Source organism: Carboxylicivirga litoralis, assembly GCF_025499605.1.
GTDB lineage: Bacteria > Bacteroidota > Bacteroidia > Bacteroidales > Marinilabiliaceae > Carboxylicivirga > Carboxylicivirga litoralis.
The window spans coordinates 34,790-47,375 of record NZ_JAFMVC010000010.1 but is presented as its reverse complement, the minus strand read 5'-3'; the positions used below and the strand labels follow the sequence as shown (position 1 = coordinate 47,375).

Below are 12,586 nucleotides of genomic sequence, written 5' to 3'. Positions count from 1 at the left end.
CTATGCAAGCTCATAATCAAATCAAAACCTTTCAGTTGACCAGACCCAATGGTGAGTCTACCGATTTTGTGATCAAATCAACTGCTGATATTTATGAGCAGATGGAAAATGATCCTCAATTAGCCGACCAGCCCCATCGGCATGATTACTATACCATTATTGTTGTTGAAAAGGCGCTTGGAGGAGCACATATTATCGATTTTAAAGAATATCCATTGAATGAAGCAGCTGTTCATTTTGTATATCCGGGACAGGTTCATCAATTTCTAAGTGTCACAAAACCTAATGGTTACGTTCTTAATTTCAGTTCGACATTTTTGATGCAAAATAGCATTTCTGAAGAGCTCATTGATAGAGTCTATTTGTATAATAGCTATGGCGATTCACCTCCAATGCCGGTTAATGAGCATCAGTTGTCAACTCTGTTTGGAATTATTGAGCAAATGAAAACCTACCTGCATGGCGATAACTATTTCCGTTACGAAGCTTTGGGCGCCTTACTGAAACTGTTTATTATTAATATTTCAGGTGCCTGTACTTTATCTCACTTAAATGCCGAATATGAAAGCGGCAGCCATCACCTTATCCGCGACTTTAAACGTTTGATACGAACAAATTATAAAAAGACTCATAAAGTACAGGATTACGCATCGCAATTATCGGTTTCAAACGACTACTTAAACCGCTATGTGAAAGAAAAGACAGGTAAATCAGCCAAAGATTATATACAAGATAAATTAGTAATTGAGGCTAAGCGCTTGTTGCTTTTTTCTGAAATGAGCAGTAAAGAACTGGCTTATGAAATAGGTTTTGAAGAGCCGTCACATTTTAACACCTTCTTTAAAAAACACAGTGGGCATTCACCTATTGCTTTCCGAAAATCCGTTCGGGCCACGTCGTAAAATGCACTAAATACCCATAAAAAGACCTTGAGGTCTGATTTTTATAATTCCTAGTCTGTTTTTTGTAAGCGCCGGATAATAAAGTGCTTGTATGTTTGCAATGTACAAAAACAGAATGCGATGAAAGCACAGGTTATTAAAGCAGAAAGCAGGGGGAAAGCGGATTATGGATGGTTGAAAGCCAACTATTCATTCAGTTTTGCCAATTATTATAACCCTGAACGCACTCATTTTGGTGTGTTACGGGTTTTAAACGACGATGTGATTGCGCCTTCAGCAGGTTTTGATACGCACCCACACGATAATATGGAAATTATCACTATTCCACTATCTGGCCGTCTAAAGCACAAAGATAGCATGGGGCATACTTCTTTTATTGAAAACGGAGAGGTACAGGTGATGAGTGCAGGGAAAGGAATTTTTCACAGTGAATATAATGGGAGTGAAGAGGAGGAACTGAATTTATTCCAGGTGTGGTTATTTCCGAATCAAAAAAATGTGGAGCCACGTTATCAGCAAATCTCCTTAAGTACTGTTGAAAAACATAATGCATTCTACCAGGTTTTAAGTCCTGATGAAAATGATGAAGGGGTTTGGATACACCAGGATGCCTGGTTCTCAATGGCACAGGTCGATGCCGGTTGGCAATCGGATTATCAGGTGAAAAAGCCCGGTAATGGCGTTTATCTAATCGTCATTGAAGGACAAGTTAAAGTGGCAGGCAAAACACTTGATAAGCGTGATGCAATTGCTATTTCAGATATTTCTGACTTAAAAATTGAAGCCTCTTCAGACAGTTACTTTTTAGTAATGGATATTCCAATGAATAATTAATAACAAAAACGATAAATGATGAAAACAAAAATTGTATTAGCAGTACTGGCAGCATTTTTTTCTATCAATGCATCTGCTCAAAGTCAACAGGTCAATATTGAAAAAACAACCGTTAAATGGACAGGAACTAAAGTGATTGGTTCAGCTCATGATGGCTTTATCAAACTTAAAGAAGGTCATTTAGATGTGAAGAAGGGTGACATTAAAGGTGGAAAGTTCGTTATGGACATGAATTCAATGACCAACACTGATTTGGATAGTGAGGAGTATAAACAGAAATTGGTTGTACACCTAAAATCAGATGATTTCTTCGGGGTAGCAACGTATCCAACTGCTATTCTTGAGATTAAAGAAGCTTCAGCTTTTATTAATAACAAGGCTAGTGTTAAAGGACATCTGACTGTTAAAGGTCAAACCAAGGCCATTGTGTTTGATGTAGAGAAGAGAGACAAAGCATATGTGGCTTCCATTGTTGTTGACCGTACCTTATATGGTATTCGCTATGGCTCTGGTTCATTCTTTGACGACCTGGGGGATAAAGCAATCAGTAATGACTTCACTTTGGATGTCAAACTGGTGTTAGAATAATTGAATGAATCAGCAAAGTAAAGAGAGGATGTTCAAAAACATTACTATTTCTCGCAAAGTGCGCAAAACAAGAAAAGCGCAAAGAACGCAAAGTTTTGAATAATAGCATTCTATATTTTGCGTTCTTTGCGAAAATCTTAGCGTTCTTAGCGTGAAACTTTATTTTTGGCCATCCTCTTTCTTTTGAGGAGGATTTGCGTTAACTGAACCAAGAGCCAGAAAGATCAGAAACGCTATGCTGATATAGGCGACGCTTCCGTATGTAGAACTCAGCGTTTTGGCTAAGCTGAACAAGTATGGACCAAGCGCACTGGCCATTACCACCATTGCCATGGCTTTACCAGAAATGGCGCCCAGGTTTTTACGGCCATAGTAGCGAGGCCAGGTAATGGCATTAATAACAGCAAAGAGGCCTCCTGTTAAACCTAATCCAATAATTATAAGTATGGTTCCTGCTGCTATTTGAATAAACAATAAACCAATAGACGCAATTATAGCACCCGTAATCATCAGGTAAAGCAGTAATTTTAGCTTGATCCAATCACTAACTATATTGGCAATAATTGAGGTGATGACAGATACAACGGTCATTGGTAAAAAGATGCTAATCGCTTCGGTGCGCGTTAAGCCAGCTTCGGCAAAGAGAGAAACCACATGAAAGGTTAAACCGGTAATAAAAAATGCATGAAAGGACAGGATGAGGGCATACATCCAAAAGCTACGCGTTTGTTTAGCTTCGTTCAAGGAATAGTCGTTATCTCCAGTGGCGTCAGCTGCATGTTTGCTGGCAGTATTTCGGCCATCAGGCGACAAGTCATATTGTTCGGGATTATCTTTATAAAAAAGCAATGCCATCAATAATACAAACACAAGTCCGGCCGCCATCACTTGCCAGGCACCTTGCCAGGTAAACTTCAGGATGAGGTAGTCGATAAATAATGGGGAGGCCGAAAATCCCAAAGAAACACTTACACTACTAAAAGCATTAATGCGGCCCCGCATCTGGTCAAACCATTTCATTATCATGTTTCTGGATGTCATGGTTAATACACCCTGACCACTAAAGCGTAACATAAAAAATAAAGCAACCATCAGTATAAATGGCACGGTCCAATGTTGTAAACCAGTAAAAGCCTTGATTTGCGCTGATATTACCTGAGAATATGAACACAACAGAAGTGTTATTGCCAATAGGGCGATGGATACAGATGCTGTTTTAGTCACACCAAAACGATCATACAGTTTTCCGGCTTTAGTGAGAACGAAAGAGCTGAGAAGTGTACCTACCATATAGGCTAAGCTAAACTGATCGCGTGTTAACAGCAGGGCATCTTTCACCGGGTCGGTAAAAGTTGAAACACCGGCTGTTTGTCCGGGTATACTGGCCCAAATACCAATTGTACCAACTAATGCGATTATATATCCATAAAAGAATGGAAATTTGCCGGGATGAATTATTTCTGCCTTTATTTTCATGGAGCGCAAAGTTATTAATATTGAAACTTTAATGGCTATATTTATAACAAATTCATTTGTTATGCGCCGAAAGGAAAGAGAAATAAAAGATGCGGTGGTAATTCATCAGCTATTATCACAAGCGAGTATTTGTCGTTTAGCTATTCATGATGAGCCATTCCCATACATTGTGCCAATGAATTATGGTTATGCTGATGGAGCCATATTTTTTCATTGTGCAACCGAGGGACGAAAGCTTGATTTGCTTCGGAAGAATAACAAAGTCGGTTTTGAAATTGAATGCGATAGTGAGGTGGTTAAAGGCGCTGTTTCGTGTCAATGGACCACGCGTTACCGGTCGGTTATAGGAACAGGAGAAATTGAATTTATTGATGATGTGGAAGGGAAAACCCTTGGCTTAGATGCCATTATGAAACAACATGGGAAAGCAGATAATGAATACATACCAAGTCTTTTAGCCAAAGCTTTAATTTTAAAGCTCAACATTACTTCATTTACGGCAAAGCAGGCTGGCGATTGGGAATAATTGCTCTCATGCTGTAATTAAACAGCAACAGGTATGAAAGACTTTCAGAAAAAAAAGATGTTCGATGATTAGCATTCCAAAAATCATCGAACATCTCAAACATCTCACATTAACATCTGATGGAATATGTCTGCGAAATTTTTTACGTTTAAAACTTATGCTTCAGCAATTGTGGTTCGCGCAATTTTAATCACTGTAGGGTGAACCAAACGCTGATAATCTTTGTATGTCATTTGAATTAACTCGGCATGATTACATGCGTTAAATGCAATGGTGCTGTCTTCGCTTAGCTTTTCAGCTACAAAGACTTCCATGTTGTAAAGGTTGCCAAAAGGTGGTTGCGCACCAACCTCACAGTCTTTAAAGGCATTCTTAAATTCCGATTCGGTAGCTAATCGAACATCTTTTGCAGCAGTAGCACGCTGTAATTCTTTAAGATCGACCTGGAACGATGCAGGTATAACAACCATACAAAGTTTACCATCTATCTTAACCATTACTGTTTTAGCTATTTCATTTCCTGAAATATGTGAATAAGCAGCTGTTTTTTGCGCAGTATAAGCTCTGGAATGGACAATGCGCTTGTAATTAATGTGTTCCAGATCCAAGTACTTTTCAAGGCGTGTAAGTGGCATAATTTTTCCCTCCAATTAAGTGTTTATAATATCTTCCTCAACAAAAACGCTAACATAAGTTACTATCAAATCAAAGGTCTGTAAAGAGGGTTTTAAGTGAAAAATTACTTCATTCCTCTTAAGTGCTGATTTTCAGATGCCATTTTTCTTTTCGACATATTTATGCCAATTTTGTGGCTCAAATAAATGTGAGAATGGGAAAAGAACAGGTGTTGACTGCCGAAGAATTACATTTTCTGGGCATCAAAGTGGTGTATAAAGATATGGTTGATAAGGGTTATAAGGTGTTGAATGTTAGAAAAGAGCCTGATGTTAATCCGCAGATATTAGCCACAAAGGATGATAAGCGATATTTTGTTGTTGTACGTACCGAAACCTATCCGGATATGGGCTTGCTATTGCCACATATTGCTTCGGAAGTAATGAAGCATGGCGAAAAACACAATGCCATTTGCTATTTTGCCAGTGTAGGTATTGCCAATGCTAATGGACAAACCGATGAAGAAATGGCCAAACCGGTTAAGGATGGTGAGTATTATATCAACTATAAAGGTTTGGAATTATTTCCAACCTACATGTAAGAATAGCAAGGATGTTAGATAAAATAAAAACCTTTTATCGTCAGAACAGGCTGCTGATTATTATTGGCTTGTCCTTCATATTGCTGATGCAAATTTGCAGTAGGGGCGGACGTGTAGATAAGCCGGCAGTACAAAAAGAACAGCCAGTTTTAGACCAGGAAATAGCGGATGATTCGCAACTTAAACCCCTCAATGAAATCTATTACGAGCAACAGCAGAAGAAGCAGGAGCGTAATCCTGAAATGATATCCTTGTATATATTGATGGGCATGGTGTTGTTGGTTTACGTAGCAACCAAGCGGGGCTGGCTACAAAAATTGAGTCCATCCATTGTGTGGGTAGTTATTAGTGTAAAGCGCAATAAAACGACTAAAGCACGGGTGGCCACCATTACAATCAATAACCAAACGAAGGAAAGCCTCACGTTTTCTCCACCAATTCTGGCTTTTGCTACACCTTTTAAAAAAGCCAGAAAATTTAGAATTAAAGGTGCTGATGAAAACCTGTTTCCCTTAACTTTAATGCCAGGAACAGCACACCGATTAACCATTGACATGGATGCTTTCAGAACAAAAGCAGGACTAACAGCTAATAAATGGGTGAGGGTAGAAGCCAACGCCGGATTAAAAGTATACCGTTCATTGTGGAAGTATCTGTTTTAAAACCATAAAAGCATCGAGTTGTTACATCAAAAAGAGAATTAGACAATGAAAAAAGGATTTTGGGCCGAACAATGGCATAAATACCGTCGAAAGAAAACCATTCTGGGGATTATTTTCGATTTTCTATTCACCATCCTGGTAATTGCCATGTTATTTCCAGCTTCCCGCAAGGTAGTGTCTTCTACAATCATTCGCTACAGCATGTTTCAGCCTAGCGAAAGTAAAGATGTGGTTTACTTATCTGATCGTGATTATAACTGGTACGTCGAAGATTTAGATGGCAATAGTGTATCATTATCAGAGTTAAAAGGTAAAGCTATCTTCCTCAATTTCTGGGCTACCTGGTGCCCGCCTTGTATTGCCGAAATGCCTTCTATCCAGCGTTTGTACGATGAATACCAAAATGAGATGGCCTTTATCCTTGTGAGCCAGGAGTCGAAGGGTATATTGCGTGAGTTTATCGACGAAAAGGAATATACCTTTCCGGTTTATGTGTTGAGAAGTCGACAACCAGATATCTTTTCCTCACGAAGTATTCCGGCGTCGTTCCTAATTTCACCTGAAGGTCAGTTGGTGATGAAAAAGCAAGGAGCCGCCCGATGGGATGGTGGAAAGGTTAAAGAGTTACTCAATGAGATGTTGAATTAAATATCAAGCCGAGATAATTAAGAGGGCAAGGTTACTCCTTGCTCTTTTTTTGTCCAGACTGATATTATATGGCATCCCTCAATAAAGCAAATCATTTCTTATCTTTGACCGTTTGATTTATAAAAACATGTAGCAATGAAATATAAAAGAGTACTTCTAAAGCTTAGTGGCGAGTCCTTAATGGGCGAGCAAGGTTATGGTATTGATCCGGAGCGTTTGAACGACTATGCAGAACAAATAAAGGAAGCTGTTGAATTGGGCGTTCAAGTTGGCATCGTCATTGGAGGTGGAAACATTTTTAGAGGGCTTAGTGGTGCCTCAAAAGGCTTCGATCGGTACAAAGGTGACCAAATGGGTATGTTGGCAACTGTTATTAACGGATTAGCCCTTCAATCGGCTTTGCAAGCCATGGCTGTAAAAACGCGCGTATTAACGGCTATTCGGATGAATCCTGTGGGCGAGTACTACGATAAGCCAAAAGCCGTGGAGGCATTAAACAATGGTGAGGTTGTTATTATGGCTGCTGGCACCGGTAATCCTTATTTTACAACCGATACAGGTTCGTCATTGCGCGGCATTGAAATTGAAGCCGATGTGATGCTGAAAGGAACGCGAGTAGATGGTATCTATACCGCCGACCCTGAGAAAGATTCAACAGCCACTAAGTTTGATGAAATTACCTTTGATGAAATTTACAACCGTGGTTTGAAGATTATGGATCTAACAGCTACAACGATGTGTAAAGAAAACAACCTGGATATTGTAGTATTTGATATGGATACAAAAGGTAACCTGGTTAAAGTATTAAAAGGCGATAATATTGGTACTTTAGTGAAGAACTAGAAAGATTATCAAATAGTAAAAAAAGAAGGATGACGTCTTTGCTTACAGCATGTAACAAAAGATGTCATCCTTTCTTTTTTGTCAATGATTAGTGGTAGTAAACGAAAAAAGGGAGCAAAACAGCTCCCTTTTATATATTTATCGACTAGACTTTATCCTACTATTAGAATTCCCACATATCGTGTTCCATCTCAAATATCTCTTGCTTAATACGCTCTGATTCCATCATTGCTTCCATACCAGCTGTATAGTCTTCAATACGACGGTTGTTATAAACGTTAGCTTCTTTATAAATGTAGCTACCAAAATAACGCTTGATAAAGATATCATCGAAAGTACGACGTTGAGCATCGTTACGTGGGTTAAATACCTCGTGACGAGCTAATAAATTACGTACTTCAGGGAAGTATATCCAGAATGTCTGAGAAATTCGAACTTCACTCTCCTGACTATCGCCTTGAACAAACTCGCGAATTGGACAAAGGCCAACAATGCGAACATCCATGCGAGAATATTTTCTGTCGAAGAACCAGATTTCCTTTAGCATGATTTGCTTAATTTCTGTTGAGCTAACTTCTCCTTCAACTACCTTTTCTTCGAATAATCCGGTTTCAACATTACGAATCATTTGCGTATCAGAAACAGCTCCCATTTCGCGCATTACCTGATCCAATGTTAATGGTACCTGAAATTCGTCATCGGTTGTAGCTGAATACGCCGTTAATCCTTCGTACTGAATTCCGTACATTAACAAATCTATCAAGTTATAACGATCATCCATCTTAGTGGTTGGATAATACATTGGTAAGTTCATCTTTTCACGTAGATCAATCACTCGCCAAATCTTTTTCGCCCAAAGCACATCAGCTTCACGCACATGCGCATACGGAATAGGCTTGCGGTTTGGTACGTGATCTTTGGTATAAAGCTCAGTATTCACTTCCTGGGCTTTGGCCATATCTGCTGCACCAATTCCTACCAATACAATCAGGATAAAGAATAATCTTTTCATCGTCTTTCTTTTTTATTTCTAGTCTACTGTAATTACTATCGGAGCCAGCTTTTTGTTACGTCCATCTGGTCCAATGGCTTTAATTTCTTCTATGGTAATCTTAGAACCTTTAGATGTTCCTTTAATTAAGTCTAATTGTTCTTCTGTAATGCGATTACTCTTTGATAATTTATTTACAAAGAATCCACCTCTTACGGTTGCAATACTAAACTGTGTGACTTTGTATTCCAGTTCGAAGTCAAAGTCAGGTCCCATGGTAGCAAATAATCCAGTTTGTGCCAGTAAAGTATTCTTTTTAATCTTACCATCTTGTTTACCTGCAAATGTAGCATAAGGTAAAGGAAGCGGTTTAATACGGAACTCTTTACTTCCAATGCGCTGACGTTTACCACCAATATTAGCATAAACCGTTACAATAGATTTGCCTCCGGCAAAACCTGGTTTAGGCTTCACAATGTAAACACCATTACCTTTGGAACGTTTTGTTGCATTTGAGAATGTTACATCCAAATCACTTGAAGATACACCAGGTACCGATACTTCTACCGGGTTATCTAATGCTTCGTAAAACACGTTCATCTTCATGGGTGAGATAACCGCGTTAGGTTGCATTACCTCAAACTCGTGTTCAATATCGTAGCCAATGTCTTTTCCATTTGGGTCAGTAAAGAAAATTTTACCTGACCACTTTTGTTTACCAACTTTGTTAGCAGGAATTTCTAATACACCAATACCTTGCTCGTTGGCTTCGATGCTATAACCCGGAATATCAAACGTTGGTTTCTGATACTCGTCAGTAGCGGCAATAAACAGTTCAACACTGTATTTTTCGCCTTTTAGTACCATGGATGAACTTGGTTTAACAATTGGGCGAATCTTATTGAACTTGTAGGTGTTTTCGTCGATGCTGCTTAATAAATATGAGGTAACATCGGCCTGTGTGTTTCTTATATTACTCTGAATACTACTTAATAATGCAAAGGATGCCGAAAGGGGTAAGTGCTCAAATTTCTGGCTTTCCCATGACTGCTGTACCTGTCCATCATTTTTAGGTTTTGCCGGCTCGGTTGATAATAACTTATTAATAGTCGCTATCATGGCCGTATCTTCTGCATCGATATTACTTAACAGAACTTCTTGGTACTTATTAATCTCCTCTTTCAGTTCTTTGCTTCGGGCACCTGCCTTTTCAGTTATCATTATCTGCGCTGCAATATCCTGGTTGTCGGCTCCTTTGTAGTTCTCAAGGGTCGCCTCAGGGCTATTATCAGCAGTACGCATCATTAATAGTTTAAGCTCGTGGATATGATTGTAAATCGTATCAGCTGAAGCCTTAATAATTTCAGCCTTTTCACGCGATGGCTTAACTTTTGCTTCATTCACTGCTTCAGCAGCATGAAAGCGAGCAATTAAGTCGGTATTTTTACTTTCAGTTGTTTTAATACTCTCTTGAATACTTTCGTCTACCAGTTGAAATGCTTGAAGTAACTCTCCTGACACGTTCAAAGCCAACATGGCTGTCAGGAACAGGTACATCATTCCGATCATTTTCTGCCTGGGGGTTTCGGGACAATTTCCGCCACTCATAGTGTTTTCTTTTTAGCAGTTAATTAATGATCTACCTGATTATTTGTTACTCATATTCATGGCACTAAGCATATTGCCATAAATAGCATTTAGCTCTGATACAGATTGGCTTAACTGCGCCACTTGTTCGCGGTATACCTTAGCATCGTTAGCCGATTGTTGAAATTGGTTTGTAATTTCAGATAAGCCTTGTGTTAAAGCTTGTGAGGCTTGAACCTGACTGTTAACGCCTTGTAATTGTAATTCGTAAGCGGAATTAATAGCAGCTAAGTTCTTTGTTACATCACCTAACTTTTCACCATACGATTGGTTATTCGATTGAAGTGTCTCGAAGTGAGCTTTCAAACTTTCGCCCGATGATGCATATACATTAGCTAATGCTTCGCTACTTTGTGCCATTGATGCTTGCTGATTAGCAAACTGACCAACAGCTTCGCCAGCATTTTTCATGTTATTGATGTAGGCATCAGTAGCTACTGTTGCATTGCCTAAATCAGATAATTGAGATGAAGTGTCTGACAACTTCTTGATACCTTCTGTTAATTTAGATATATCTTTTTGGTCAAGATTGCCACTCTGTACTAAAGCAGCTAACTCGCTACCACCACCACCAGAACCACCTTTTTCTCTAGGTTCTAAACCATGTAATTCTGGATAAACTAAACCCCAATCGGGCATTTCGTGTGGTTTTTCAAAGGCAGAAAGGGCAAAAATAATCGCTTCTGTTCCTAAACCAGCTATCAACATATAGGCTGCTCCAGGTAAGTGAAGAATTTTCCACAGTGCTCCTAAAATTACAACAGCTGCACCAAGACCGTATACTTTACCCATTACTTTTTTATAGCCAGGGCTCTCAACAAATTCCGAAATACTCATAATGAACTAATTTTTTTTCAATTAACCGTCCTAAAAATTGATTTGATTAGTCACCAATGTAATCTCTTACACATCGGAAACCGATAAATGATGTAGATGAATCCTGATACTCATATGTACGTGTACCATTTTGAAGGAAATAACCTACATCTTTCCATGAACCTCCACGAAGAACTTTTCTTTTCATTACGTGTGGATCATCTGGTAAGGCATTGTACTTATAAGTAGGATTAAAATCGTGTGTAAAAGTGTAAGCTGATTCATCGTAAGCACTAGAAGTCCATTCAGCAATATTACCAGCCATGTCAAATAAGCCGTAATCATTAGGCGCGTATGAACCTACGGACATAGTTGTCATACCACCATCATCACCATAACGACCACGAAGAGGCTTAAAGTTAGCCAGGAAGCACCCTTTATCATTACGAGTGTACATACCACCCCATGGATAATTAGCATGATCCAGACCACCGCGTGCGGCATATTCCCATTCAGCTTCGGTTGGCAAGCGATAGTTGTTTACCGGAGGCTCTCCTTTACTCTGAAGGAAGTTGTTCAATAATTGAGTTCTCCAAATACAGAAAGCCGTTGCTTGTTTCCAGTTTACACCTACTACAGGATACTCATCGAAACCAGGGTGCCAGAAATACTTTTCGGTCCAAGGTTCATTGAATGAATAGGTGAAGTCGGCAATCCAACAAAGTGTATCAGGATAAACATTAACTGCGTCTTTCATGATGAAAGCTGAGCGGTCTTTAATTTCGCGCTCTTCGCCATATTGGTCGTAAGCTACACCTTCGTACTGCTTTGTTTCAAAGTTATAACGGTTGCTTCTTTTAGCTGCTTGCAAAAGGTCAACCCATTCGTACTCGTAAGTTAATTTGCGCGTATCAATTTCTTTTCTTCTGAAGAAACGCTCGTTCTCAGGTAAGAACATTTCATCCAAAATCTCGGCATACTCTTCATTGTCCCATTCAATTGGTTCGTCCCAATTAACAAAAGGAGGATCAATCTCGTTGCCAAGATAATCTTCGCTAATAAGAAATTCTTCGAACTGCTCACCTAATAAACGACGTGCAATAGAGTCTCTCACCCAATATACAAACTGGCGGTATTCGCTGTTTGTAATTTCTGTTTCATCCATCCAGAATGAACGAACCGAAACGGTTTTTGATTGAGAGGTCATTGTATTGGCAATGTCCATATCATTTGGTCCCATGTTGAAACTTCCTTGTGGAATAAATAACATTCCGTAAGGATCTGGTTCATAAAATGAGGCCCGGCGTGCTACGCCAGTTAATTCTCCACCGCTGGATTGTCCGCATCCAGTTAAGATGGTGATTAAAATGACACTGATGGCAAGTACTTTCTTCATAATAGCCTTAATATCTGAATTACTCTTTTACTTATTCTTAT

General features: G+C 39.2%; 14 protein-coding genes. 8 read left to right on the top strand and 6 right to left on the bottom strand.

Features of this window, described 5'->3' with window-relative positions; all coding sequences use genetic code 11:
* The first annotated feature begins 2 nt into the window (after nucleotides 1-2).
* The 3 genes from J1N10_RS10925 to J1N10_RS10915 all read left to right on the top strand — a co-directional run bounded on the left by J1N10_RS10925 (nucleotide 3) and on the right by J1N10_RS10915 (nucleotide 2,324).
* Nucleotides 3-902: an AraC family transcriptional regulator gene (locus J1N10_RS10925; protein WP_262326743.1), complete on the top strand. Its 900-nt coding sequence runs from the start codon at nucleotides 3-5 to the stop codon at nucleotides 900-902.
* Between the two features lie 120 nt (nucleotides 903-1,022).
* Nucleotides 1,023-1,736: a pirin family protein gene (locus tag J1N10_RS10920; RefSeq protein ID WP_262326742.1), complete on the top strand. Its 714-nt coding sequence runs from the start codon at nucleotides 1,023-1,025 to the stop codon at nucleotides 1,734-1,736.
* Nucleotides 1,737-1,751: 15 nt separating this feature from the next.
* On the top strand, nucleotides 1,752-2,324 hold the full coding sequence (locus tag J1N10_RS10915; protein WP_262326741.1) for a YceI family protein: 573 nt from the start codon (nucleotides 1,752-1,754) through the stop codon (nucleotides 2,322-2,324).
* A 159-nt stretch (nucleotides 2,325-2,483) separates the two neighbouring features.
* Here the strand turns inward: J1N10_RS10915 and J1N10_RS10910 are convergent, their stop codons facing one another.
* On the bottom strand, nucleotides 2,484-3,800 hold the full coding sequence (locus tag J1N10_RS10910) for an MFS transporter (RefSeq protein WP_262326740.1): 1,317 nt from the start codon (nucleotides 3,798-3,800) through the stop codon (nucleotides 2,484-2,486).
* A gap of 61 nt (nucleotides 3,801-3,861) precedes the next feature.
* Here J1N10_RS10910 and J1N10_RS10905 point away from each other — a divergent pair, with 61 nt between their 5' ends.
* The gene (locus tag J1N10_RS10905; protein ID WP_262326739.1) at nucleotides 3,862-4,326 is read left to right on the top strand and encodes a pyridoxamine 5'-phosphate oxidase family protein; all 465 of its coding nucleotides are present in this window, start codon (nucleotides 3,862-3,864) and stop codon (nucleotides 4,324-4,326) included.
* Between the two features lie 155 nt (nucleotides 4,327-4,481).
* Here the strand turns inward: J1N10_RS10905 and J1N10_RS10900 are convergent, their stop codons facing one another.
* Nucleotides 4,482-4,961 carry an aminoacyl-tRNA deacylase gene (locus J1N10_RS10900; protein ID WP_262326738.1) on the bottom strand — a complete coding sequence of 160 codons (480 nt, stop codon included), beginning with the start codon at nucleotides 4,959-4,961 and terminating at the stop codon, nucleotides 4,482-4,484.
* 194 nt (nucleotides 4,962-5,155) lie between these two features.
* Between J1N10_RS10900 and J1N10_RS10895 the strand changes: the two genes are divergently transcribed.
* The 4 genes from J1N10_RS10895 to pyrH all read left to right on the top strand — a co-directional run bounded on the left by J1N10_RS10895 (nucleotide 5,156) and on the right by pyrH (nucleotide 7,695).
* Complete coding sequence (locus tag J1N10_RS10895) at nucleotides 5,156-5,542, top strand: hypothetical protein (RefSeq protein WP_262326737.1); 387 nt, start codon at nucleotides 5,156-5,158, stop codon at nucleotides 5,540-5,542.
* Between the two features lie 11 nt (nucleotides 5,543-5,553).
* Nucleotides 5,554-6,204, top strand: a complete 651-nt coding sequence (locus J1N10_RS10890; RefSeq protein ID WP_262326736.1) for a hypothetical protein — start codon at nucleotides 5,554-5,556, stop codon at nucleotides 6,202-6,204.
* A gap of 45 nt (nucleotides 6,205-6,249) precedes the next feature.
* On the top strand, nucleotides 6,250-6,852 hold the full coding sequence (locus J1N10_RS10885; protein ID WP_262326735.1) for a TlpA family protein disulfide reductase: 603 nt from the start codon (nucleotides 6,250-6,252) through the stop codon (nucleotides 6,850-6,852).
* A gap of 135 nt (nucleotides 6,853-6,987) precedes the next feature.
* Entirely contained in the window at nucleotides 6,988-7,695 is a 708-nt protein-coding gene (gene pyrH, locus J1N10_RS10880) for a UMP kinase (RefSeq protein ID WP_262326734.1), read from the top strand.
* Nucleotides 7,696-7,858: 163 nt separating this feature from the next.
* On the opposite strand, the gene porN is transcribed toward pyrH, so the two are convergent.
* Genes porN through porK form a run of 4 tightly spaced genes read right to left on the bottom strand, consistent with a single transcriptional unit; the run spans nucleotide 7,859 to nucleotide 12,545 of the window.
* Entirely contained in the window at nucleotides 7,859-8,707 is an 849-nt protein-coding gene (porN, locus tag J1N10_RS10875; protein ID WP_262326733.1) for a type IX secretion system ring subunit PorN/GldN, read from the bottom strand.
* Nucleotides 8,708-8,725: 18 nt separating this feature from the next.
* Nucleotides 8,726-10,294 carry a type IX secretion system motor protein PorM/GldM gene (gene porM / locus J1N10_RS10870; RefSeq protein WP_262326732.1) on the bottom strand — a complete coding sequence of 523 codons (1,569 nt, stop codon included), beginning with the start codon at nucleotides 10,292-10,294 and terminating at the stop codon, nucleotides 8,726-8,728.
* Nucleotides 10,295-10,333: 39 nt separating this feature from the next.
* Nucleotides 10,334-11,170, bottom strand: coding sequence for a type IX secretion system motor protein PorL/GldL (porL, locus tag J1N10_RS10865; RefSeq protein ID WP_262326731.1), 837 nt, complete (start codon nucleotides 11,168-11,170; stop codon nucleotides 10,334-10,336).
* Between the two features lie 46 nt (nucleotides 11,171-11,216).
* Nucleotides 11,217-12,545, bottom strand: a complete 1,329-nt coding sequence (porK, locus tag J1N10_RS10860; RefSeq protein WP_262326730.1) for a T9SS ring complex lipoprotein PorK/GldK — start codon at nucleotides 12,543-12,545, stop codon at nucleotides 11,217-11,219.
* Nucleotides 12,546-12,586 lie beyond the last annotated feature (41 nt).